Below are 22,855 nucleotides of genomic sequence, written 5' to 3' on the forward strand. Positions count from 1 at the left end.
CGGCCACACAGCATGTGCGGGTCCCCGGGGCGTCCCGGAGACGGCCGGGCTAGCGGGCGCGGCGGCGCATCCGCTCGACGTCCAGCAGGACCACGGCCTTGGCCTCGATCCGCAGCCAGCCGCGCAGCGCGAACTCGGCGAGGGCCTTGTTGACCGTCTCACGCGAGGCGCCGACCAGCTGGGCGAGCTCCTCCTGGGTGAGGTCGTGGTGGACGTGCAGGCCGTCCTCGCCCTCCTTGCCGAACTTGTCGGCCAGCTCCAGCAGGGCCTTGGCGACGCGGCCGGGGACGTCGGTGAAGACGAGGTCGGCCATCACGTCGTTGGTCCGGCGCAGGCGGGCGGCCAGCGCCTTGAGCAGCTGCAGTGACACCTGCGGGCGGCTGGACAGGAACGGGCGCAGGTCGTCGTGGCCCAGTCCGGCGAGCACGGAGTCGGTGACCGCGATGGCGCTCGCGGTGCGCGGGCGCGGGTCGAACAGCGACAGCTCACCGAACATCTCGCTGGGGCCGAGCACCCCGAGCAGGTTCTCGCGGCCGTCCACGGCCGTGCGGGTCAGCTTGACCTTCCCGCTGAGGATGACGTACAGGCGGTCGCCCTCGTCCCCCTCGCTGAACAGGGTCTGGCCGCGGCCGAGGCGCACCTCGTTCACCGAGGAGCGGAGTGCGGCCGTGTCCTCCTCGTCCAGCGCCTCGAACAGAGGGGCCTTCCGCAGCACCTCGTTGATCTCGTCCACCACACGTCCTCCTAGAAACCTGACCGCCAACAGTGTGACGTATATCGCACCCCGGGGTGAAACCAGGGTGTTATCCCGGCTTGTCCGCCGAGAGACCACGTGCCCACAACAGCCGACGCCAGCCCCTGCGATCTTAGTCGTCATCAGTTCTGTACCAGGGCCGTCCGCGCCGCGCCACCGGAGGTTGGTTACATCCTCCCGTTCCGCGGCCGGGGCGGCGGCGGGTTCCGCGGGACGTCCACGCGTCGGATCGGTGAACACGGACCGCACCGCCTCCGGGACGCCTACCCTGTGACGATGCCCCGTGACACACCAGACGCGCCCGCCGAGGCGGCCACCCCCACGGGCGAGAGCCGTCTCGCGCTGGTCCGCCGCGCACGCAGGATGTACCGGCAGCTCGTTGAGCTGTACCCCGACGCGCACTGCGAACTGAACTTCACGACCCCCCTGGAACTGCTGGTCGCCACGATCCTGTCCGCGCAGTGCACGGACAAGCGGGTCAACCAGGTCACCCCCGCCCTCTTCGCCCGCTACCCCGACGCCGAGGCCTACGCCTCGGCCCGGCGGGAGGAGTTGGAGGAGATGATCCGTTCGACCGGCTTCTTCCGGGCCAAGACCAACAGCCTCATCGGGCTGGGCCAGGCCCTGTGCGACCGGCACGGCGGAGAGGTTCCGGGGAAACTCTCCGACCTGGTCAAACTACCCGGTGTAGGACGAAAAACCGCAAACGTACTGCTGGGTAACGCTTTCGATGTGCCCGGTATCACCGTCGACACCCACTTCGGCAGGCTCGTCCGCCGCTTCGGGTGGACCGACGAGGAGGACCCGGTGAAGGTCGAGCACGCCGTCGGCGAGCTCTTCCCGCCGCGCGACTGGACGATGCTCTCCCACCGGGTGATCTGGCACGGGCGCCGGGTCTGCCACGCCCGCAAGCCCGCCTGCGGCGCCTGTGGGCTGGCCCGCCTGTGCCCCTCCTTCGGCGAGGGCCCCACGGACACCGCCACCGCGACCAAGCTGCTGCGGATGCGTTCCTTCTCCTGAGCGTCCCGGACCGGCTCCGCGGCCGGCGTTCCCGTCCCCCGCGGACGGGCGGGTCCGACCCGCGAGGGGAACGGGGAAGCCGGGGTCCGGGCCCCTCCCCGCTACCGGAGGGGCCCGGAAGTACCCGGCGGCAGTTTGTACCCTGATCACGTGAGTGTGCGCACATCGGCTCCACCACGGGCCCCTCGGTCTGCGGCACCCCGTGCGAGCGGTGTCCCCGCCGACCGGAGCCGGGGAAGATCCGACCACGTGACGACCTCCCGGGACGCACCGCCTCGCGCGTCGGTGCTCCCGGTCCGCACCCGACGCCCGTGGCGCCCGCTCGGCGCACACGGCCCCGACCACCCGACCGACGGCGCGACGACACCCGGAACAGGTCCCACGTATGAACCCGACCCCGCTCTGGCTGACCGCGCTCGCGGAGGCCGCCACGACGATGCCCGTGCCGCCGCCCATGCGCCCGCCCGCGAGGGGCGGGCGCGAGTCGGCCGTGCTCATCCTCTTCGGTGAGGGGCCCCAGGGCCCGGACCTGCTGCTGATCCAGCGCGGCGACGGCCTGCGCAGGCACTCCGGACAGCCCGCCTTCCCCGGCGGCCGCATCGAGCCCTCCGACGCCTCCCCCGAGGCCGCGGCGCTGCGCGAGGCGGAGGAGGAGACCGGGCTCCTGCCCTCCGGGGTGGACGTCGTGGGCCGCCTGCCCGAGCTCTACCTGAGCTACAGCGACTTCCGGGTCGCCCCCGTCCTGGGCTGGTGGCGTGAGCCGAGCGAGGTGCGCCCCACCGACCTGGGCGAGGTCGCCGCCGTCTCCCGCGTTCCGGTGGCCGACCTGGCCGACCCGGCCAACCGGGTCATGGTGCGCTACGGCGGCGGCGTCCGGTGGGGTCCCGGCTTCCGGGTGGACGGGATGCTCGTGTGGGGTTTCACCGGTGCGGTCGTCGACGGTCTGCTCAGACTCGGCGGTTGGGAACTTCCGTGGCGCCACGAGGGTCTCACCGACGTGTTCGAAGCCACCCCGCAGGGCCTGCGGCCGGTCGGGTAGCGCTCACTCTTGGAGGGCAATGTGCTCGACGTGGTCCTGGTCGTCCTGTTGCTGCTGTTCGCGGTGACCGGGTACCGGCAGGGTTTCATCGTCGGAGTCTTCAGCTTCGCGGGCTTCATCGGCGGCGGAGTCCTCGCCGCGCTGACCGCCCCGGACCACATCCAGAACTGGGTGGACGACCCCGGAAGGCAGGCGCTGCTGGCCATCGCGGTGGTGTTCCTCGCCGCCGCGCTCGGCCAGTTCCTGTGCTCCTACGTGGGCACCCTCGTGCGCAACAGGGTCACGTGGGACTCGGCCCGGGTGGCGGACGCCGTCGGCGGCGCCCTGGTCAGCGGGGTCTCGGTGCTGCTGGTGGCCTGGTTCATCGGCAGCACGGTCGCCAACTCGGCGCTGCCGTTCGTGGCCGGCCAGGTGAAGGAGTCGCGCATCCTGCAGGCGGTCGACACCCTGATGCCCGAGTCCGCGCACCACGGGTTCTCCACCTTCCGCCGGATCGTGGACCAGAGCGCCTTCCCCCAGGTGTTCAGCGGCCTGGGCACCGGTGAGCTGGCCGAGGTCGAGCCGCCGGACCCCGACGTGCTCACCACGCCCGAGCTGATCGAGGCGAGCCGCAGCGTGGTCAAGGTCCTCGGTACCGCGCCCTCCTGCCAGCGCCGCGTGGAGGGGACCGGCTTCGTCTTCGCCGAGGACCGGATCATGACCAACGCGCACGTGGTGGCCGGGGTCACCGACGACCTGCGCGTGGTCACCCGGGAGGGGTACCAGCTCGACGCCACGCTGGTCCTCTTCGACGCCCAGCAGGACCTGGCGGTGCTGCACGTGCCCGGCCTGGAGCTGGAGCCGCTGGAGTTCACCCACGAGGCCCCGCAGGGCGGCGACGCGGTGGTGGCGGGCTTCCCGCGCAACAGCGGCTTCACGGCCGTCCCCGCGCGCGTACGGGCCCGCCAGACGGCCCAGGGGCCCGACTTCTACCACTCGCAGCAGGTGAGCCGGGAGATCTACCAGGTGCGCGCCGTGGTGCGCCCCGGAAACTCCGGGGGCCCGCTGCTGGCGCCGGACGGCACCGTGTACGGGGTGGTCTTCGCCGCGGCCACCAACGAGCCGGAGACGGGCTACGTGCTCACCGCCGACGAGGTCGCCGAGAACGCGCGCAGAGGCCTGGAGGCCACCGGGCAGGTCTCCTCGCAGACCTGCGACTGAGCCGGGGGTTCGGGGTGGCGCGCCCCGAACCCCCGGACACACCGCGGGGGCGCCTCCTCCAGGGGGCGCCCCCGCACGCGTCTTGCCGCCGGGACCTAGTTGGAACTGGGGTCGGGCGAGTGCTCCGCCGCCAGCGGCCAGCTCATCCGCACCACGGTGCCGCGGTCGCTGGGATCGATCTTGACCTCGTCGGCCAGTCCCGTGATGACCGCCAGGCCCAGCCCCGGGGAGAAGCCCGAGATCCCGCCGGGAGGGGTGTCCTCGCCGTCCAGGAAGAGCCCGTCGAGCATGGACGGGTTGGCGCTCGCGTCCGCGTCCTTGGCCGGTGCGCGGTCGGAGACGACGACCTCGAAACGTTGCGTCGCGCTCCCGTTGGCGCGCGGGATACGGCTCATGGCGTCGGTGCGGGAGTCCGACGCCGGATCAGGCCCGCTGCCGTCGATCAGCTGGAGCAGGATCGGCTGTGTCGGGCAGTGCAGCTTGTGCGCCGCCACCGCCCGGGAACACGCCTCACCGACCGCCAGCCTGATCTCGTCGATGGCGGAGGCCGCGATACCCGCCCGCCGCGCGACCGTCGCGGCCATGAGCCGCGCCGTGCGCACGTGGGCAGGGAGCGCGCTGATCGTGAGCGTGATGGTTGCCATCGCTCGCTCTGGGCTACTTCGCCGAACGCTTGTCGATGGCTTCCTGCACCGAGCCGTGGATACCGAAGACCTTGGTCAGACCGGTGATCCGGAAGATCTTCAGGATGCGCTCCTGGGTGCAGACCAGGTCGAGGGTGCCGTCGTGCGCCCGGACGCGCTTGAGCCCGCCCACGAGCACACCGAGGCCCGTCGAGTCCAGGAACTCCACCTTCTCCATGTTGACCACGAGGTGGAAGTTGCCCTTGTTGACCAGGTCGATCAGCAGCTCGCGGAGCCGCGGCGCGGTATAGACATCGATCTCACCCTCAACGACGACGATCTCGGTGTCGCCCTCGGTGTAATGATCAAGCTTCAAGTCCACTAGTCCTCCAGCGCCGAACCGCGAAAAACGCGAATGATCTCTGCCGGGCGTTACCCCACCAGGACGCATTCAACCACGCGTGTCGAGTGCGTCTTCCTGTGATGCACAGAAAAACCATGACACCGCGCCACTGTTCCCCCGGATGTCACACTGAAACCGATGTCCCAGTGCCTCACCGTTCGTCGGATGGCGCGTGCGGGTCTGGAGCGTGTCCAGTGAGGAGGGGTCTCGGATGAGGCGATCGGAGCCCGTGCTCCCCGGCGTGTGGCGTGACGATACCCGGTACCCGCAGGTGACCCACATCGAGCACATGGCCCGTAACGACGGGGTGGGCGGGGAGTGGCCGGGGTGGACCGCGCCCCACCTGATCGAACGGCTCGCCGACCGGGGGATCACGGGACCGTGGTCCCACCAGGCCGAGGCCGCCGACCTCGCACGTTCGGGCCGTGATGTGATCATAGCCACGGGCACCGCCTCGGGAAAGTCACTTGCCTTCCTTATGCCCGCCGTGGACGCGGTTGACGCGGGCGGAACCGTGCTCTACCTCTCGCCCACCAAGGCGCTCGCCCAGGACCAGCTCCGGTGGATCGGGGACCTTTCCCTGCCGGGGCTGCGCGCGGCGGTCTACGACGGCGACACCTCGCCCGAGGAGCGCTCCTGGGTCCGCGAGCACGGCAACTACGTGCTGACCAACCCGGACATGCTGCACCACGGGATCCTGCCCCGCCACGGGGCCTGGGCGCGCTTCCTGCGGCGGCTGCGCTACGTGGTGATCGACGAGGCGCACCGGTACAGGGGGGTTTTCGGCTCGCACGTCGCGCAGATCCTGCGGCGCCTGCGCCGGATCTGTGCCCGCTACCGGTCGGAGCCGGTGTTCGTGCTCGCCTCGGCCACCTCGGGCAGCCCCGCCGAGAGCGCCACCCGGCTGACGGGTGTGCCCGTCACGGCGGTCAGCGAGGACGGCTCTCCGCGCCCCGGGATGTCCGTGGCGCTGGTGGAGCCGGAGTTGACCGACCTGACCGGCGAACACGGCGCGCCGATCCGCCGGACGGCTCCCTCCCAGGCGGCCGAGATGCTCGCTGACCTGGTGGGGGAAGGGGTGCGCACCCTGGTGTTCGTCCGCTCCCGCCAGGGCGCGGAGGTGGTCGCGCTGAACGCCCAGAGGCTGCTGGCCGAGCGCGGCGAGCACGTGCTGGCCGAACGGGTGGCCGCCTACCGGGGCGGTTACCTCGCCTCGGAGCGCCGCGATCTGGAGGAGGCGCTGCGCTCGGGGGAGCTCCTCGGCCTGGCCAGCACCAACGCCCTGGAACTGGGCGTGGACATCAGCGGACTGGACGCCGTGCTCATCGCCGGGTGGCCGGGGACGCTGGCGTCGCTGTGGCAGCAGGCGGGCCGCGCGGGACGGCGCGGGGAGGACGCGCTGGCGGTCTTCATCGCCCGGGACGACCCACTGGACACCTACCTCGCCCACCACCCGGAGGCCATTTTTGGTCAGTCCGTAGAGGCCACCGTCCTTGACCCGGAAAACCCGCACATCCTGGGTCCGCACCTGTGCGCGGCGGCCCAGGAGCTGCCGATCACCAAGGACGACTTCGTCCTCTTCGGGGACAGCACCGAGGAGCGGCTGGACGAACTCGTCGACCGGGGACTGCTCCGCAGGCGCCCGCGCGGCTGGTTCTGGACGAGTAACGAACGGGCGAGTGACCTCGCCGATATTCGGGGATCGGGCGGTCCGCCGGTCCAGATCGTCGACACCGGAAGCGGCCAGCTCCTCGGTGAGATCGACGAGCCCGCCGCCCACGGCACGGTGCACCCCGGCGCGGTGTACCTGCACCAGGGGTCCACCTACCTGGTCGACGACCTCGACCTCGGCGAGGGAGTCGCCCTGGTCCGCCCGGCCGAGCCGCCCTACAGCACGTGGGCCCGCGACACCACCGACATCACCGTCCGGTCGGTGCTGCGCCGGGAGGAGTGGACGAGCGGGGCCACCGTGTACTTCGGCGAGGTGCAGGTGGTCCGCCGGGTGGTGGGCTTCCTCAGACGGGACGTGCGGACCGGGGCGGTGCTGGGGGAGCAGCCGCTGGAGCTGCCCGAGCGGATCCTCGACACCCGCGCGGTGTGGTGGACGCTGTCCGCCGAGGGCGAGGCGCGCCTGCGCGCCCAGGACGTGGGGCTGCTGGGGGCGGCCCACGCCGCCGAGCACGCCGCGATCGGACTGCTGCCGCTGCTGGCGACCTGCGACCGCTGGGACATCGGCGGCGTGTCCACCGCCGTGCACGGCGACACCGGCAGGCTGACGGTGTTCGTCTACGACGGGTACGAGGGGGGCGCGGGCTTCGCCGAACGGGGGTACTCGGCGGCGCGCGCGTGGCTGTCGGCCACCCGGGCGGCGATCGCCGACTGCGAGTGCGACCAGGGCTGCCCCTCCTGCATCCAGTCGCCCAAGTGCGGGACCGGCAACGAGCCGCTGAGCAAGGCCGGAGCGCTGCGGCTGCTGGACGAGGTGCTCACTGGGGAATGAACCGCCGTCCACAGCCTGTGGACGGGCGCTTCGGGGCGCCCGGAGTTGTCCACAGGCTGTGGACGGGGCTTTTCCGCCGACCCCGGCCCCCCGAACCTGGAGGAAGAGGGCCGGCATCCCGTCGGCCCCCGCCCCAGGAGGCCGCCGTGCCCGTTTCCACCCGTCCCGTTCCGCGCTCCACCGGTCCCGACACCGGTATGGGCACGTCCGAGTACGCCTTCTGCACCGTGGCGGCCATCGCGTTCGCGGGCGTGCTCTACGCGATCGTCACCAGCGGCGCGGTCCGGGAGGCCCTGACCGACCTCGTGGTCAATGCGCTCAGCTCGGGCCTGTGACCGCGGCTCGGTCACCGCTGAGGCGGCGATGACGCTGCCCTCGCTGCTGCTCGTGCTGGGCGTGGCCCTCGGCGCCGTCGAGGCCGCCTCCGCCCAGCTCGCCTGCGCCGACGCCGCACGCGTGGGCGCCCGGGCCCTGGCCCGCGGCGAACCCCCCGAACAGGCGCGCGCCCTGGCCCTGTCCGCCGCCCCCGCCGACGCGGAGGTCCGCCTGGCCGAGGACGGGGGCCTGGCCCGGGTCACCGTACGGGCCGGGCTGCGCCTCGGCACCGTGCTCGCGCTGCCCGTGGAGGTGGACGGCAGCGCCGCCGTCCCCCTCGAACCCGGGAGCTGAACCCGTGCGCTCCGACTCCGGCTCCGCCACCGTCTGGTGGGCGGCCCTGGGCGCCCTGCTGTGGCTGGCCGCCCTCGCCGTGCTCGCCGCGGCCGCCGCCCGGCTGGACCGGGACCGCGCCACCGCCGCCGCCGACCTCGCCGCGCTCGCGGCCGCCTCCCGCGCCCTCCAGGGCACCGCGTCCGCCTGCGCCGGCGCGCGCGTCACCGCCGAGGCCAACGGGGCGCACCTCGAAGCGTGCGACCTCACCGGCCTCACCGTGACGGTGGCGGTCTCGGTGCCCTCCTCCCTCGCCGACCGGCCCGTCACGGCCCGTGCCCGCGCCGGGCCGGTCTCCGCCTCCCCCGGGCCGGGCTCCGCGACCCCGCCCTGACCCGGACCGCCCGCCGAGCGCTCACCCCCCGGCACCGCTACGCCACCGCGGACCCGTGGTGAATCCCGTGTCCTCAGCGGCGTCTCGGCGTGGCGGACCCGGTGGCGTCTGCTTGTTCTCCACGGGGTCGGGCGGCGGATGAGTGGCGGGCCCGTGTTCTCGGCGGACTGCGGCCCGGCGGCTCCCGTCCGGCTTCGGCGCGGACCTGTCGGAAAGGGCTCCCCGGCCTCAACGTCGATGGCGGTAGGCCGCCGGGAACCGGCCGGTGGCGCCTGCGCGGACCGCGGCCGGTGCTCCCCGTGTTCCCCGGGACTCCGCCAGGGGCGGTGCGGCGGCTCCGGCCGGATCAGCCGCCGAGGGAGCGGGACAGGAGTTCGGCGGCCATGGGGACGATGCCGACCAACACGAACGCGGGCAGGAAGCACAACCCCAGCGGAGCCACCACCAGGACGCCCAGCCGCTCCACCCGTGCCATGGCCTGGGACCGCAGGGCCCGGCGCAGGTCGGCCACGTGCCGGTCCAGCAGATCGGCCACCGGGGCGCCCGTGTCCGCGGCCCGGGCGAGGTCGCGCCCCACCAACACCAGGGGTTCGGGGAGCGCGGGCCGCCGCCAGGCCTCCGCGGGGCTCGCGCCCAAACGCAGCCGCTCGGCCACCGCCGACAGCTCCGTGCCGAGCGGTCCGCGCGCGGCACGGGAGACCGCCGCCAGACAGGCGGGTACCGTCGCCCCGGCGCGGACCCCGGCGGCGATCAGACCGATCAGCACGGGAAGGTCGGCGGTCAGCGGGAGGCGGTCCGCGCGGGCCGCCCTCCGGCGGGCGCGCACCAGGGCCAGGCCCGCTCCGGCCACGAGGAGCCCCCCGAGCACCCCGAGCAGCGCCACCGCCGCGACGAACGCGGCCGCCCAGGCCAGGGCCGCGGACACCCGCCGCACCGGAAACCGCACGGGCGGGGAGGGCGGACGCAGCCTGCGGGCCCCCTGCCCGCCCAGCAGCACCCACGTACCGGCGGCGCCGAGCACCGCCGCGGTCGTCAGGAACATCGAATCTCCTTCTCCGGGTCAGCCCACGGGGGGATCGGCGGTCGCCGAGCGCAGCATGCGCAGGGTCCACCAGGCGCCGAACGCGTCCAGCGCGACCCCGAGCACGAGACAGGCCAGGCCCGGCGGTGTGGTGAACAGGAAGGCCAGCGGCGACCCGCCCAGGGCGGAGGCCGCGACCAGACCTGCCAGCGGCAGGCTCATCAGCACGACGGCGGTCGTGCGCGGCCCGCTCGTGCGCGCGGCGGCCTCGGCGCGCTGCTCCTCCTGCTCGGTGAGCTGCCGCGACAACGCGTCCACCACCCCCGCCAGGCCCGCCCCGGTGTCGGCGGCCACCTCCCAGCACACCGCCAGGTAGGCCAGGGCCTCCAGGCCGGGACCGCGCTCGGCCGCGCGGCGCAGTGACTCCGCGTCGGACACCGGACCGACGAGGGGGCCGACCTCGGCGGCGGAGACCCGCAAGGCCTCCCGCGGGGGCTGTCCGGCCCGCAGTTCCGCGGCCAGCACCCGGCACAGCACCACCACCGCGCGGCGCCGTGCCGCCCTCTCCCCGGCGCGGGACGCCAGCGCCCGTGCCCGCACCCGCGTCCACCGGCGCACAGGCGGCCGGGGAGGGGACAGGGCCTCCGCCAACCGGACCCCGGGTGTTCCGGGTACCAGACAGAGCAGGACCAGGGCGGCCGCGCAGACCAGCGGCGCGGTCACCGCCGCCACCCCGAGCCCAGCCGGTCGGCCACCTCCGCCGCTCCCGGGTGCTCCCGGAGCGCGCCGTCGGGGCCGAAGGACACCGCGGGCTCCGCCCGCACCAGCCCGGACCCGTCGCGGCCCAGCACCCGTACCTCGGCGAGGCGCCGCCCCGCGGCGTCCCGCACCAGGTGCACGATCATGGCCCGGGTGGCGGCCAGCTGGCTGTGCACCGCGGCCCGGTCCATCCCGGCCGCGCAGCCCAGCGCCTCCACCCGTGCGGGCACCTCGGCCGCACCGTTGGCGTGCAGGGTCCCCGCGCCGCCCTCGTGCCCGGTGTTGAGGGCGCCCAGCAGCGCCAGGATCTCCGGCCCGCGGGCCTCACCCACCACCAGGCGGTCCGGGCGCATCCGCAGCGCCTGTCGGACCAGGGTCTCCAGGGTCACCCCGCCGCTGCCCTCGATGTTGGCGGGCCGGGTCTGGAGCCGCACCACGTGCGGGTGCTCGGGGCGCAGCTCGGGGGAGTCCTCGGCCAGGACGATCCGCTCCCGCGGGTCCACCAGCGACAGCAGGCCGGACAGCAGGGTGGTCTTGCCCGTGCCGGTGCCGCCCGTCACCAGGAACGGCGCCCGGGCCGCCACCAGTGCCCGGAGCAGGGCGGCCCCGCCCGGGGTCACCGTCCCCCGCCCGGCCAGCCGCTCCAGGGTGAACGTGTGCCGGGGCGGCAGCCGTAGGGACACGCAGGCCCCGGCGGGGGCTATCGGCGGCAGCACCGCGTGCAGGCGGGCGCCGCCGGGCAGGTGGGCGTCGACGTAGGGCACGGCCGCGTCCAGACGCCGCCCCACCCGTGCGGCCAGGCGCTGGGCCAGTGCGCGCACCGCCTCCTCGGAGTCGAACCGCACCCCCGTCCGGCGCAGGCCGTCCCCGTCGTCCACCCACACCTCGTCGGGCCCGTTGACGAGGATGTCGGTGGCGCCGGAGGACATGAGCTCCTCCAGCGGCCCGGCCCCCGACAGCTCGGCGGCCAGGCGCCGGGTCAGGGACAGCACCTCGGTGTCGCCCAGCGGACCGCCCTCCTCACGCAGGGCCGCCGCGACGCTGGACGGACTCACCGGCGCGCCGGAGGCCGCCAGGCGGTTGCGGACGGACTCGGCCAGCCCGCTCACCGGACGGCCCTCGGCACCGGCAGGCCCGCCACCAGGTGGTCGGCGAACCGGGCCAGCGGCGACCGGGGGTGGCGGGCGGGAACGTCCCCGGCGGCCAACAGCCTCGCCAGCCCCGGTTCGTGCGGCAGGTCGGCGCCCAGGGGTGTCCTCAACGAGCGCGCCACCACGTCCGCGCTCAGCTCGCCGCGCGCGCCCCGCACCACCAACCGCACGGCCCGGGCCTCCTCGTGCAGCCGGGAGAGCGCCCGGGCCGCCGCCACCACCGAGGGCACATCCGCCGGTACCACCACCAGGACCAGGTCGGAGCGGTTGAGGAGCACCGTGGTGGCCGGGTCGAACGAGCGCGGCAGGTCGGCCACGACCAGGTCGTTGCCCTCCCGCGCCGAGGACAGCGCCGCGCGCACCGCACCGACCGGTGGCGGTCCGGCCGGCCGGCTCCCCCGGGCCCAGGTCAGCACCGACACCCGTTCGGTGCCCGGCAGCCCGGGGCGCAGGTCGCGCCAGCGCACCCGTCCGTCGAGCCGCAGCAGGTCCCCCCAGCCGGTCCGCCGCGACCGGTGGGGAGAGGTGCGGTCGCAGCCGAGGTAGAGGTCGAGTCCGCAGCCGAGCGGGTCGCCGTCCAGGAGGGCGGTGGAGCGTCCGGCCCGCTCGCCGGCCACGGCCAGGGCCACCGCGAGCAGGCTCGCTCCGGCGCCGCCGCGACCCCCGACCACGGACACGGTCGGCGCCGGTGTGCGGGTGCGGGTCGACGCCCACGCGAACAGGTCCACCAGCACCGGTTCGTCCCGGGGCAGCAGGAGCTCCCTGGCGGGGAGGCGGGAGGACGGTGCGGCCGTGCCCGGACCCGGCGGCTCCGGGGCCGCCCCGGCGGGGAGGGCGGCGGCCGTCCCGGCCGTCTCGCGCGCCACGACCACGTGGCGGCCCGGCGGCGGATCGGTCCCGGCCAGGGCCGCGCACAGGTCGGCGCCGACCACGACGAGCGGGGCGTGCGGCCACAGGCTCAGCGCCCGGTCGGTCGTGTGGGCGACGGCGACCTCGGCGGAGGCGGCCGCGGCCAGCCTGAGGAGGTCGTCGAGGAGCAGGGGGTCGGCGGTCGCGAGCAGGGTCCGGTCGTCCATGGCGGCCTTCGCGGGTCGAGGGGTCTCATCTCGACTGTCGCGGACCGGGGGAGACGGGAGAAGCCCCGTCCGGAGGCTGTGGAGAACTCCGGCGGGGCTCGGTGGGGCAAGGTGGTGCGGCCGGAGGCCGGACCACCCGGCGGGCGGGGTGCGTACACGGGGGCGAATACGCACCCCCGCCCGACAGGCGAGAGGAGCGGACGCGGGGAAGGCCTCCTCAGGGGGAGCGGAGGCTGCCACGCGGATTCCGGTCCCGGGGGGTCGGACCGGGTCCGCTCTCCGGTGAGGGTCAGCCGAGAGGCATGCTCTGGCGACCACCGAAAGACCAAGCTCGCCGCCGTTCCCGGGAGAAGGCGCCTTCCGCGCGGAACGCGGAATACGGCACGTCCGGCGGGACGGGCGGAACCAGTCCTCCGGAGAACGACGGGACAGACGCTACCACGTGACGCTGCGTATCGGTTCGGGAATCCAGGAGAAAAACTTGGGTCAACCACCTTTTCCAAGCCGGAACCTCGGCGTAGAAAGAAAGCAGTTGGTGGCTGAGAACCACCCCGACACGCCAGCCGGGAACCCACGCGCCACTTGGCCCCGTGAGGCCCGTCCTGACCGGACGATGCGATGTCTTTGCTGGTCAGGCTATGGATATGGACGCCTGCTAACTCGGCTGAGCGGGTCGGAGACGGCGCCCCGCACCCTTGCGACGGGGCGTCGTCCCGCGTGTGTGCACGCACTGTCACCGCCGCCGCGGCCATTCACGTATCAGCAGGCGTGACCGAACCGATACCTTTCTTGGTGCCGCTCCCGGCGCCGAAAACTGTCGGCTCTCAACCTTTTCCATGAGGTCATAGTTGTCATACGGCAACTACTTTTCGTGTTCACGGGCCGGCCGCGGTCTAACCGCGTTTGAGGGCCTCACAGGTGGCCAGGGAGTCCTGGGCGCCCGCGCGGACCGCGCGGCAGCAGTACACGACCCAGGCGGCCACGCCCTCGGCGGTGCCGCCCATGTAGCCCCGCAGCGCGGGCCCGTACTCGTCCCGCAGCGTCCGGTGGCCCAGCTCCGAGGGCACCAGCGACTTGGGGTCCAGTCCCCGCTCCACGAGCGTCAGCCGCTCCGCCGCGCGCGCCACCAGGCCGTCGCCCCAGCCGAACGGCCGCACGGCCATCAGCTCACCGTGCACCAGGGCCGACGTCACCAGCGCCGGAACCGAGGTGCGCGCGCCCAGCAGCGCGTACAGACCCTCCAGGCGTGCCAGCGCCGCCTCCGGAGCCGGGGCGGGACCCAGTTCCAGCGGGTCCTCGATCCGCTCCCCGGCCATCCGCGGGCGGCCCAGCGCCTCCTCGGACACCGCGTCCGCCGCGGCGAGCGTGTGCAGCCGGGCCAGAGCCTGGCGCGGCGCCTTCGGCCACGTGCCCACCAGGGAGCCCAGCTCCCCGGACACCCGCAGCGCCCCCTTGATCCGCGTGTCGTACACGTGCCCCTCGCGGATCTCGTCCATCGAGACCTCGGCGCCCTCCAGCGCCGCCGACGCGCAGGCGCCGCGCAGCGCGGACTCCATGGACACGTCACTGCTGCGCCGCCGCAGGATGCGGTGCCCCATCAGGCGGTCGACCAGGGTCCGCGTCTCGGCGACCGCGTCGGCCACACCGGGCAGCTCGGCGATCCGGGCCAGCGGGTCGGGCGCGGAGTCGGAAGTCGAAGGGTTCACGGAACACCACACTACGCGCCGGTAACACCAGGCGCCTCCACCGGCACCCCGCGACCGCTCGTCGCCGCCGGACGACCGTTCACCGGCCGTTCGTCGCGCTCCCCGACATGCCCGTCGCTGTTCGCCGCTCCGGATGTTCACGCGGTATCGCACCACATGATTAATTGGGTGTGAACCAGCCTACGTAAGGAGAATCACAGTGGCCGACAGCACTCCCCCGAGCCAGGAGACACTGTCCAACCTTCTCCACGAGACGCGCAGCTTCCCTCCCCCGGAGGACCTCGCCGCCAACGCCAACGTCAAGGCCGACGCCTACGACAGGGCCGCCGAGGACCGTCTCGCCTTCTGGGAGGAGCAGGCCCGCAGGCTGCAGTGGGACCAGCCCTGGGACACCGCCCTGGAGTGGAACCCGCCCTTCGCCAAGTGGTTCGTCGGCGGCAAGCTCAACGCCTCCGTGAACTGCGTGGACCGCCACGTGGCCAACGGCCTGGGCGACCGGGTGGCCTACCACTGGGAGGGCGAGCCCGGCGACACCCGCACCATCACCTACGCCGAGCTCAAGGACCTGGTCTGCCAGGCCGCCAACGCCATGACCGAGCTCGGGGTCGGCAAGGGCGACCGCGTCGCCATCTACATGCCGATGATCCCCGAGACCGTCGTGGCCATGCTCGCCTGCGCTCGCATCGGCGCCGTCCACATGGTCGTCTTCGGCGGCTTCTCCGTGGACGCCCTCGGCCAGCGCCTCGACGACAGCCAGGCCAAGCTCGTCGTCACCGCCGACGGCGGCTACCGCCGCGGCAAGCCCAGCGCCCTCAAGCCCGCCGTCGACGCCGCCGTCGCCGACCGCCCCGCCGTGGAGAAGGTCCTCGTCGTCCGCCGCACCGGCCAGGACGTCGAGTGGACCGACCGCGACGTGTGGTGGCACGAGTCCGTCGAGACCCAGAGCACCGAGCACACCCCGCAGGCGCACGACGCCGAGGACCCGCTGTACATCATGTACACCAGCGGCACCACGGCCAAGCCCAAGGGCATCCTGCACACCACGGGCGGCTACCTCACCCAGGCCTCCTACACCCACTGGGCGGTCTTCGACCTCAAGCCCGAGACCGACGTCTACTGGTGCGCCGCCGACATCGGCTGGGTGACCGGCCACTCCTACATCGTCTACGGGCCGCTCTCCAACGCCGCCACCACGGTCCTGTACGAGGGCACCCCGGACACTCCGCACCGCGGCCGGTTCTGGGAGATCATCGAGAAGTACAAGGTCACCATCGCCTACATGGCTCCCACGGCGATCCGCACCTTCATGAAGTGGGGCGACGACATCCCCGCCAAGTTCGACCTGTCCAGCCTGCGCGTCATCGGTTCGGTGGGCGAACCCATCAACCCCGAGGCCTACATCTGGTACCGCAAGAACATCGGCGGCGACCGCGCCCCCGTCGTGGACACCTGGTGGCAGACCGAGACCGGCGCCATCATGGTCAGCCCCCTGCCCGGCGTCACCTCGGGCAAGCCCGGCGCCGCCATGCGCGCCATCCCGGGCATCGTCGCCGACGTGGTGGACGAGGAGGGTAAGTCCGTGCCCAACGGCGAGGGCGGCTTCATCGTCATCCGCGAGCCGTGGCCGTCCATGCTCCGCGGCATCTGGGGCGACACCGAGCGCTACAAGGACACCTACTGGTCCCGCTTCGAGGGCCTGTACTTCCCCGGTGACGGCGCCAAGAAGGACGAGGACGGCGACCTGTGGCTGCTGGGCCGCGTGGACGACGTCATGCTCGTCTCCGGCCACAACATCTCCACCACCGAGGTCGAGTCCGCCCTGGTCTCGCACCCGCGCGTGGCCGAGGCCGCGGTCGTGGGCGCCACGGACAAGGTCACCGGCCAGGCCATCGTCGGCTTCGTGATCCTGCGCGGCGGTGAGGAGGAGGTCCCCGAGGACCTCGTCCAGGAGCTGCGCAACCACGTCGGCGCCTCGCTCGGCCCGATCGCCAAGCCCGCCCGGCTCCTGGCCGTGCCCGAGCTGCCCAAGACCCGCTCCGGCAAGATCATGCGCCGCCTGCTGCGCGACATCGCCGAGAACCGGGCCGTCGGCGACACCTCCACGCTCACCGACTCCTCGATCATGGAGGTCATCGCCAAGCAGCTGCCGTCCGCCACCCGGGAGGACTGACCCGGACCGCGGGAACGGCCCTCCCCGCCGGGCGGACCCCTTCGCCAGGAGGGGTCCCCGCCAGGACGGGGGGAGCGGACCGCCCTCCGCCACGGTGGAGGGACCGGGCACAGTTCCGACGACGCAGCGGCGCCCCGGCCACCAGGCCGGGGCGCCCTCGTGCTCACCGGTGCGAAGAAACGCCCGAACGTGCTTGCGCGTGCCGTGCGAGACACGGGCGATGGGGTATGTGCGAGGATGCGGAGGATCATCCGCGCGTTCGGACCGACAGAAGGGAACCCCCACGATGGCGGACAAGCCGGGTACCGGTGAACCTGGCGCCACCAGGGACGCCGACCGCTCCATCGGCGCACTGGTCTCAGACGCCACGGGCAACATCTCCCGCCTGGTGAGCCTGGAGATCAAACTCGCCAAGATGGAGGCCAAGGCCGACGCGGCCAGGATCGGCAAGGGCGTCGCCGGTTTCGCGATCGTCGCCGTCCTCGCCCACATCTTCGTCATCCTCCTCTCGGTGACCGTCGCCTTCGTCCTGTACGAGGTCGCGGGGCTTCCCGGCTGGGCCTCCTTCGGGATCGTCACGCTCGCCTACCTGCTGCTCGCGGCGGCCGTCGGGGCGTACGGCATCGCCAACTTCCGCAGGCGCGAGGGCCTGCGGCGCACCTCGCTGACCACCTCCCGCCTCACCGGAATCCTGCGCGGCGACATCCGCCCGCCCGGGAACTCCGTGGACACCACCGGGGCCTCCGCCCCCGCCGCGCGCTAGTCCCCGCACCGTGCTCGACGACTCGGCCGCCTACGTCGACGGAGACTGGACGCACAGGACCGTCAGCGCCGCCGGGGCCCGCTTCCACGTGGCTGAGGCCGGCGAGGGCCCGCTGGTCCTCCTCCTGCACGGCTTCCCCCAGTTCTGGTGGGCGTGGCGCGCCCAGCTGACCGCGCTGTCCGCCGCCGGGTACCGCGCGGCCGCGGTCGACCTGCGCGGCTACGGCGCCAGTGACAAGACCCCCCGCGGCTACGACCTCGTCACCCTCGCCCAGGACGCCGCCGGACTGGTCCGGGCCCTGGGCTCGCAGGACGCGGTCGTGGTGGGACACGGCCTGGGCGGCCTCGTCGGCTGGACCATGACCGCCTACCACCCGGACGCCGTGCGCGCCCTGGTCGCGGTGTCGGCGCCCCACCCGCGCCACGCCGGACGCGTGCTGGCCTCGGTCGGACCCGGGGTACGCCACGTCCTCAAGGCCCAGGTGCCCGTCCTCCCCGAGCACCGGCTCCTCAGCGACGGGTGCGTGCGCCTGGGCGCCCTGCTGCGCGAGTGGTCGGCCCCGGGCTGGCCGGACACCGGGACCGAGGAGCGCTACCGCCGCGCCTTCGCCATCCCGAAGGTCTCCCACTGCTCCCTGGAGAGCCAGCGCTGGCTCTTCCGCTCGCGGTGGCGCTCCGACGGCCTGCGCTACCACGCCAGGATGCGCGCGCCCGTGCGCGTTCCCGTCCTCCAGCTCCACGGCGCCCTCGACCCGGTCTGTCCGCCCGAGGCCGCCCGCGCCTCGCGGCGCGCGGTCACGGGCGCCTACCGTTGGAGGCAGATCCCGGCGGCGGGGCACTTCCCGCACGAGGAGCGGTCCGAGGAGGTCTCGCGCGCCCTCGTGGACTGGTTGGCGCTGACCGCTCCGGGAGGGCGAGGGTAGTCCCGGACGAGAGACGGCGGTGAGGCACTGATGGGAACGCAGCGAGTGGGAGACCGCGACCGCAACACCACCGGGCAGGCGCAGAACCAGCGCCCCCGGGACCGCTACGGGCGGCCGATGCCGCACGGGAGCCGCGGCGAGGTCGAGCGGGTTCCCGACGACGCCGTCTTCTCCGCGGCCGAAGGCATGGAAGAGGCCCAGAGACTGCTCGACGCGGGGTACGCTTTCACCGCCCACGAAGTCCTCGAGGCCGTGTGGAAGTCCTCGCCCGACGCTGAGCGGGAGATGTGGCGCGGCCTGGCCCAGACGGCCGTGGGCCTGACCCACGCCCAGCGCGGCAACACGGTCGGCGCCGCGCGTCTGCTCAGGAGGGGCGCGGAGCGCGTGGAGGAGTTCGGCCCGCGTGCGCCGCACGGAGTGGACGTCGCCGGGGTGGCGGCCTTCGCCCGCGCCCTGGCCGACGACCTGGACGCTGGACGGGTCCGGTCGGGCGGGGACGTCGACACGTCCGGGATGCGCCTGCTCCCCTGACCCGCGTCCGTGGCGGTGCGCGCGTCCGCTGGGCGGTGCGTCCCGGTGCCCCGTGCCCTGTGTCGCTGTGGCCGGAGGGGCTCATTTCTGTTTTATGCCCTTATGTGAGCTTTAGCGTTAACACGGCACTACGACATTATGCAATGCTTATGTCATAAATAAAGGCATTTATCCTCCTTTTGAGATCACCGGAAGATCACATCTTCGGATTGTCTTGAAGAAATCACCGACCGGCCCTCTCCTTTGTTGTGCGTCGTGCGTAGAATCCCCGGATCACCGCCCGTGAGCACGCGGCACGGGCGGTACGCACCACAACCAAAGGTGGCACCGCTTCGACCCCGCCAAGCGTGCCGTCGGACCAGCTCAGGCTCCTGATGGACGGTAGCCGCGCGGGACCGGCGAACCGTTCCGCGCGTTTTTCGGTGGATGGGGCCGAAAAGGTCGCGCCCGTCGCAAGGAGGACGGATTGTCTGGGCTCAACCTCGCCGCGGAAAGCGGCATGGCCCTATCACTGGCAGGCACCGACTTCACCCTCGTCATCATCGTCATGGTGGTGGCCCTGCTGGCACTCGCCGTCGCGGGAATGCTGGTACGTGAGGTCCTCGCCGCAGGACAGGGCACCGAGCGAATGCGCAACATCGCGGTCGCGGTGCAGGAGGGAGCGGCGGCCTACCTCAAACGGCAGTTCCGCACCCTCGCGGTCTTCGTCGTCGCCATCCCCCTCCTGCTGCTCCTGCTCCCCGCCGACTCCTGGGCCATCGCCATCGGCCGGTCGGCCTTCTTCGCCCTGGGCGCCCTGCTCTCGGCGGCCACCGGCTTCGTCGGCATGTGGCTCGCCGTACGCGGCAACGTCAGGGTCGCCGCGGCGGCCCGGGGCGGTGACGACGCCGCCAACCGCACCGCCATGCGCATCGCCTTCCGCACCGGAGGCGTGGCGGGCATGATCACCGTCGGCCTCGGCCTGTTCGGCGCGGCCGTCGTCGTCCTCCTCTACCGGGGGGACGCGCCCATCGTCCTGGAGGGCTTCGGCTTCGGCGCGGCCCTGCTCGCCATGTTCATGCGTGTGGGCGGCGGCATCTTCACCAAGGCGGCCGACGTCGGCGCCGACCTCGTCGGCAAGGTCGAACAGGGCATCCCCGAGGACGACCCCCGCAACGCCGCCACCATCGCCGACAACGTGGGCGACAACGTGGGCGACTGCGCGGGCATGGCCGCCGACCTCTTCGAGTCCTACGCGGTCGTGCTCGTGGCCTCGCTCATCCTGGGCCGGGTCGCCTTCGGCACCGAGGGCCTGGTGTTCCCGCTGCTCGTCCCCATGATCGGCGTGCTCACCGCCATCATCGGCATCTTCCTGGTCGCCCCCCGCGACCGGGACAGGACGGCGATGTCGGCGATCAACCGCGGCTTCTTCGCCTCGGCCCTCATCTCCGCCGTACTCGTCGTCGCCGTCTCCTTCTGGTACCTGCCCGACAGCTTCGGCGGGCTGTCCGGGGTCAGCCCGCAGGTCATGGCCGAGATCGAGGCGGCCGGAACCGACCCGGACCCCCGGGTCATCGCCGTGGCCGCGGTCCTCATCGGCCTGGTGCTCGCCGCGGCGATCCAGCTCCTCACCGGCTACTTCACCGAGACCAACCGCCGCCCGGTCCGCGACATCGGCGACAGCTCCGAGACCGGCGCGGCGACCGTCATCCTCTCCGGTATCTCCGTCGGCCTGGAGTCGGCCGTCTACTCCGCCCTCCTCATCGCGGGCGCCGTCTACGCCGCCTTCCTTCTCGGCGGCGGTTCCATCACCCTGAGCCTGTTCGCCGTCGCCCTCGCCGGAACGGGCCTGCTCACCACCGTCGGCATCATCGTGGCGATGGACACCTTCGGCCCCGTCTCCGACAACGCCCAGGGCATCGCCGAGATGTCCGGCGACGTGGAGGGCCGGGGCGCCGAGATCCTCACCGGGCTCGACGCCGTGGGCAACACCACCAAGGCGATCACCAAGGGCATCGCCATCGCGACCGCGGTCCTGGCCGCGACCGCGCTGTTCGGCGCCTTCCGCACCTCGGTGCAGGCCGAGCTCGGCGAGGGCGCGTTCTCCCTCTCCCTGGACCAGCCCGACGTGCTCGTCGGCGTCATCATCGGCGCCAGCGTGGTGTTCTTCTTCTCCGGACTGGCCATCATGGCCGTGGGCCGCGCGGCGGGCCGCGTGGTGCTGGAGGTGCGCGACCAGTTCCGCACCCGGCCGGGGATCATGGACGGCAGCGAGAAACCCGAGTACGCCCGCGTGGTCGACATCTGCACGAAGGACTCCCTGCGGGAACTGGTCATCCCGGGCCTGCTGGCGGTCCTCGCGCCGATCGCGGTCGGCTTCGCCCTGGGCTACGCGCCACTGGGCGCCTTCCTGGGCGGCGCCATCGCGGCCGGCGTGCTCATGGCCGTCTTCCTCGCCAACTCCGGCGGGGCCTGGGACAACGCCAAGAAGCTCGTCGAGGACGGGCACCACGGCGGCAAGGGCTCGGAGGCACACGAGGCCACGGTCATCGGCGACACCGTCGGCGACCCGTTCAAGGACACCGCCGGCCCGGCGATCAACCCGCTGCTCAAGGTCATGAACCTCGTCGCGCTGATCGTGGCGCCCAGCGTGGTGATCTACGCCGACAACGTCCTGCTGCGCACGGTCGTGTCCCTGCTGGCCGTCGCCCTGCTCGTCGGCGCGGTCCTGTGGTCCAAGCGCCGCGGCTCGGGCACCGAGGCCGAACTCGCCGAGATCGGCGGCCAGTCCGCGCCCAAGGACGCCCCCGAGGCCAGTGACGGGGGAGCCGCCCCGCGGGGCGAGGTTCCCGCCGGGGAGCCCGCGCCCAAGGGGGAACCGGTCGCCGGCGAGGACAACAAGGAGGAGGCCCGGGCCGGAGAAGGCAAGTAGCCGGTGCTCTGCGGTCCGGCAGTCCAGGAGCCGGTAACCCGGTAACGGGGAAGCCGGTCAGCGGCGATCCGGCCTGTCATGGACAGGCGGGCGCCGGTCCGACCGAAGGCCATCGGCAGTCGCCAGCGGTGGTCTGCGGTGATCGGAAGTGAACAGGTGGCCGCCCGGGGGTCCCGGGCGGCCACACCTAACCTGGAGGGACAGCCGTGCCAGAAAAGGGGTGGTTCCCGGTGTCCGGGATGAAGGGACTGTTCGTCCTCGTGGCGATCATGGTCGGGTTCATCGGCGCTCTCGCCGTCGTCGCGACGAGCCTGACCTCATGACGGGTACGTCGGGAACGAAGCGCACCCTGCTGCTCATGAGGCACGCCGAGGCGGCCCAGGGTTATGAGGACTTCGAACGAGCGCTCACCGACCGGGGACGGAGCCAGGCGGAGGAGGTCGGACGCCTGCTCACCGAGCACGGATACGCCCCGGACCACGTCATCTGCTCCGCGGCCAGGCGGACCCGGCAGACCCTGGAGGGCGTTCTCGGCGCGATGGAGCTGACCGCCGAACCTGAGGTGGACTACTCGGAGGCCGCGTACTCGGCCGGGGTGGACACGCTCCTGGAACTGGTCAACCACGTGGACGCCGAGGCCCGGACGGTCCTGGTCGTGGCGCACAACCCGACGGTGGCCCAGGTGGCGTCCTCCTTCGCGCCCCTGACCTCCTTCGCTCCGGCCACGGTCGCCGCCGTCGACCTGGAGGTCGAGTGGCTGTACGCCGCTCCGGGGACCGGCTCGGGCCGTCTTCTCAACTAGCGGTAAGGTGACCCAAGACACGTCAGGTCGGAGTTGCCAGGGGTCCGTGCCCCGGGTAACGTTCTCCGAGTCGCCTCCTCCCGGCCCAAGGTCGCAGGGGCGGTGGCACTCCTCCCGAGCGAAACGAACGCGAGCTTTTCGCGGGCGTGCCGGAAATCCCTCTCCGAAGCGGACTGGTTCGAGCAGTGCTCCGAACCGGGTAGGCTCGGAGAGCACTTCCACGGAAAGCCCCTCCGGGGCCGCTCGCGGAAGCGCAGCAGGAAAAACGGGTCTTTACCCCGGACCAGGAACACCGAAACCGCCGGTTTGGCGGGGCACGGAACACCTGATAAAGTAAAGGCATAACAAAGCGGAAACGCACACAGCGCCTTCCACGGAAAAGCGACAGACCGGTTTCGGCTGGTCGGGCTTGTACGGGAAGAGCGGTTGTTTCTTGAGAACTCAACAGCGCGTGTTTGATTT

At 72.8% G+C, this 22,855-nt stretch carries 21 protein-coding genes; 13 read left to right on the forward strand and 8 right to left on the reverse strand.

The window, feature by feature from the left end; translation table 11 throughout:
- Positions 1-49 precede the first annotated feature (49 nt).
- Entirely contained in the window at positions 50-724 is a 675-nt protein-coding gene (locus FYW95_RS21215) for a Crp/Fnr family transcriptional regulator (protein ID WP_201294972.1), read from the reverse strand.
- A 306-nt stretch (positions 725-1,030) separates the two neighbouring features.
- On the opposite strand from FYW95_RS21215, the gene nth reads away from it, so the two are divergent.
- The 3 genes from nth (at position 1,031) to FYW95_RS21230 (ending at position 4,013) form a co-directional block, all read left to right on the forward strand.
- Entirely contained in the window at positions 1,031-1,774 is a 744-nt protein-coding gene (gene nth / locus FYW95_RS21220) for an endonuclease III (protein ID WP_201294968.1), read from the forward strand.
- Between the two features lie 385 nt (positions 1,775-2,159).
- Positions 2,160-2,813: an NUDIX hydrolase gene (locus tag FYW95_RS21225; protein WP_159944308.1), complete on the forward strand. Its 654-nt coding sequence runs from the start codon at positions 2,160-2,162 to the stop codon at positions 2,811-2,813.
- 21 nt (positions 2,814-2,834) lie between these two features.
- Positions 2,835-4,013, forward strand: a complete 1,179-nt coding sequence (locus tag FYW95_RS21230; RefSeq protein WP_159944309.1) for a MarP family serine protease — start codon at positions 2,835-2,837, stop codon at positions 4,011-4,013.
- 95 nt (positions 4,014-4,108) lie between these two features.
- On the opposite strand, the gene FYW95_RS21235 is transcribed toward FYW95_RS21230, so the two are convergent.
- Together FYW95_RS21235 and FYW95_RS21240 are read right to left on the reverse strand one after the other, a co-directional pair.
- Positions 4,109-4,657 carry an ATP-binding protein gene (locus FYW95_RS21235; protein WP_159944310.1) on the reverse strand — a complete coding sequence of 183 codons (549 nt, stop codon included), beginning with the start codon at positions 4,655-4,657 and terminating at the stop codon, positions 4,109-4,111.
- A gap of 13 nt (positions 4,658-4,670) precedes the next feature.
- On the reverse strand, positions 4,671-5,018 hold the full coding sequence (locus tag FYW95_RS21240) for an STAS domain-containing protein (protein ID WP_159944311.1): 348 nt from the start codon (positions 5,016-5,018) through the stop codon (positions 4,671-4,673).
- A 232-nt stretch (positions 5,019-5,250) separates the two neighbouring features.
- On the opposite strand from FYW95_RS21240, the gene FYW95_RS21245 reads away from it, so the two are divergent.
- From FYW95_RS21245 to FYW95_RS21260, 4 genes are all read left to right on the forward strand, one after another.
- The gene (locus FYW95_RS21245) at positions 5,251-7,539 is read left to right on the forward strand and encodes a DEAD/DEAH box helicase (RefSeq protein WP_201294969.1); all 2,289 of its coding nucleotides are present in this window, start codon (positions 5,251-5,253) and stop codon (positions 7,537-7,539) included.
- A gap of 197 nt (positions 7,540-7,736) precedes the next feature.
- Positions 7,737-7,874 (forward strand): DUF4244 domain-containing protein, encoded by a 138-nt coding sequence (locus FYW95_RS28420; protein WP_236567962.1) that lies wholly within the window; start codon positions 7,737-7,739, stop codon positions 7,872-7,874.
- Positions 7,852-8,208 carry a TadE family type IV pilus minor pilin gene (locus FYW95_RS21255; protein WP_305081038.1) on the forward strand — a complete coding sequence of 119 codons (357 nt, stop codon included), beginning with the start codon at positions 7,852-7,854 and terminating at the stop codon, positions 8,206-8,208. The genes FYW95_RS28420 and FYW95_RS21255 overlap by 23 nt, the downstream gene beginning before the upstream one ends.
- 4 nt (positions 8,209-8,212) lie before the next feature.
- Complete coding sequence (locus FYW95_RS21260) at positions 8,213-8,581, forward strand: Rv3654c family TadE-like protein (RefSeq protein ID WP_159944313.1); 369 nt, start codon at positions 8,213-8,215, stop codon at positions 8,579-8,581.
- A gap of 346 nt (positions 8,582-8,927) precedes the next feature.
- On the opposite strand, the gene FYW95_RS21265 is transcribed toward FYW95_RS21260, so the two are convergent.
- The 5 genes from FYW95_RS21265 to FYW95_RS21285 all read right to left on the reverse strand — a co-directional run bounded on the left by FYW95_RS21265 (position 8,928) and on the right by FYW95_RS21285 (position 14,294).
- Positions 8,928-9,623 (reverse strand): type II secretion system F family protein, encoded by a 696-nt coding sequence (locus FYW95_RS21265; RefSeq protein ID WP_159944314.1) that lies wholly within the window; start codon positions 9,621-9,623, stop codon positions 8,928-8,930.
- A gap of 18 nt (positions 9,624-9,641) precedes the next feature.
- Positions 9,642-10,334 (reverse strand): type II secretion system F family protein, encoded by a 693-nt coding sequence (locus FYW95_RS21270; protein ID WP_201294970.1) that lies wholly within the window; start codon positions 10,332-10,334, stop codon positions 9,642-9,644.
- Entirely contained in the window at positions 10,322-11,470 is a 1,149-nt protein-coding gene (locus FYW95_RS21275) for a TadA family conjugal transfer-associated ATPase (RefSeq protein ID WP_160050680.1), read from the reverse strand. Before FYW95_RS21275 ends, FYW95_RS21270 begins: the two co-directional genes overlap by 13 nt.
- The gene (ssd, locus tag FYW95_RS21280; protein WP_159944317.1) at positions 11,467-12,588 is read right to left on the reverse strand and encodes a septum site-determining protein Ssd; all 1,122 of its coding nucleotides are present in this window, start codon (positions 12,586-12,588) and stop codon (positions 11,467-11,469) included. The genes FYW95_RS21275 and ssd overlap by 4 nt, the downstream gene beginning before the upstream one ends.
- A gap of 893 nt (positions 12,589-13,481) precedes the next feature.
- Positions 13,482-14,294 carry a Fic family protein gene (locus FYW95_RS21285; RefSeq protein ID WP_159944318.1) on the reverse strand — a complete coding sequence of 271 codons (813 nt, stop codon included), beginning with the start codon at positions 14,292-14,294 and terminating at the stop codon, positions 13,482-13,484.
- A gap of 199 nt (positions 14,295-14,493) precedes the next feature.
- On the opposite strand from FYW95_RS21285, the gene acs reads away from it, so the two are divergent.
- The 6 genes from acs (at position 14,494) to FYW95_RS21315 (ending at position 22,393) form a co-directional block, all read left to right on the forward strand.
- The gene (acs, locus tag FYW95_RS21290) at positions 14,494-16,464 is read left to right on the forward strand and encodes an acetate--CoA ligase (protein WP_159944319.1); all 1,971 of its coding nucleotides are present in this window, start codon (positions 14,494-14,496) and stop codon (positions 16,462-16,464) included.
- 286 nt (positions 16,465-16,750) lie between these two features.
- Positions 16,751-17,227, forward strand: coding sequence for a phage holin family protein (locus FYW95_RS21295; RefSeq protein WP_159944320.1), 477 nt, complete (start codon positions 16,751-16,753; stop codon positions 17,225-17,227).
- Between the two features lie 10 nt (positions 17,228-17,237).
- The gene (locus tag FYW95_RS21300) at positions 17,238-18,149 is read left to right on the forward strand and encodes an alpha/beta fold hydrolase (RefSeq protein ID WP_159944321.1); all 912 of its coding nucleotides are present in this window, start codon (positions 17,238-17,240) and stop codon (positions 18,147-18,149) included.
- Between the two features lie 30 nt (positions 18,150-18,179).
- Positions 18,180-18,680, forward strand: coding sequence for a DUF309 domain-containing protein (locus FYW95_RS21305; RefSeq protein WP_159944322.1), 501 nt, complete (start codon positions 18,180-18,182; stop codon positions 18,678-18,680).
- A gap of 499 nt (positions 18,681-19,179) precedes the next feature.
- Complete coding sequence (locus tag FYW95_RS21310; protein WP_160050688.1) at positions 19,180-21,591, forward strand: sodium-translocating pyrophosphatase; 2,412 nt, start codon at positions 19,180-19,182, stop codon at positions 21,589-21,591.
- A gap of 319 nt (positions 21,592-21,910) precedes the next feature.
- Positions 21,911-22,393, forward strand: coding sequence for a SixA phosphatase family protein (locus tag FYW95_RS21315; RefSeq protein ID WP_236567957.1), 483 nt, complete (start codon positions 21,911-21,913; stop codon positions 22,391-22,393).
- The last annotated feature ends 462 nt before the right edge of the window (positions 22,394-22,855 follow it).

The sequence above is a fragment of the Nocardiopsis sp. FR4 genome, from assembly GCF_009830945.1.
Taxonomy (GTDB): domain Bacteria; phylum Actinomycetota; class Actinomycetes; order Streptosporangiales; family Streptosporangiaceae; genus Nocardiopsis.

Bases quoted from the DNA above. Each gene is read 5' to 3' on its own strand.
- FYW95_RS21305 (WP_159944322.1), top strand. From the start codon at position 18,180: ATGGGAACGCAGCGAGTGGGAGACCGCGACCGCAACACCACCGGGCAG.
- FYW95_RS21245 (WP_201294969.1), top strand. From the start codon at position 5,251: ATGAGGCGATCGGAGCCCGTGCTCCCCGGCGTGTGGCGTGACGATACC.
- FYW95_RS21265 (WP_159944314.1), bottom strand. From the start codon at position 9,623: ATGTTCCTGACGACCGCGGCGGTGCTCGGCGCCGCCGGTACGTGGGTG.
- FYW95_RS21315 (WP_236567957.1), top strand. From the start codon at position 21,911: ATGACGGGTACGTCGGGAACGAAGCGCACCCTGCTGCTCATGAGGCAC.
- FYW95_RS28420 (WP_236567962.1), top strand. From the start codon at position 7,737: ATGGGCACGTCCGAGTACGCCTTCTGCACCGTGGCGGCCATCGCGTTC.
- FYW95_RS21225 (WP_159944308.1), top strand. From the start codon at position 2,160: ATGAACCCGACCCCGCTCTGGCTGACCGCGCTCGCGGAGGCCGCCACG.
- FYW95_RS21295 (WP_159944320.1), top strand. From the start codon at position 16,751: ATGGCGGACAAGCCGGGTACCGGTGAACCTGGCGCCACCAGGGACGCC.
- FYW95_RS21235 (WP_159944310.1), bottom strand. From the start codon at position 4,657: ATGGCAACCATCACGCTCACGATCAGCGCGCTCCCTGCCCACGTGCGC.
- FYW95_RS21255 (WP_305081038.1), top strand. From the start codon at position 7,852: ATGCGCTCAGCTCGGGCCTGTGACCGCGGCTCGGTCACCGCTGAGGCG.
- FYW95_RS21310 (WP_160050688.1), top strand. From the start codon at position 19,180: ATGGCCCTATCACTGGCAGGCACCGACTTCACCCTCGTCATCATCGTC.
- ssd (WP_159944317.1), bottom strand. From the start codon at position 12,588: ATGGACGACCGGACCCTGCTCGCGACCGCCGACCCCCTGCTCCTCGAC.
- nth (WP_201294968.1), top strand. From the start codon at position 1,031: ATGCCCCGTGACACACCAGACGCGCCCGCCGAGGCGGCCACCCCCACG.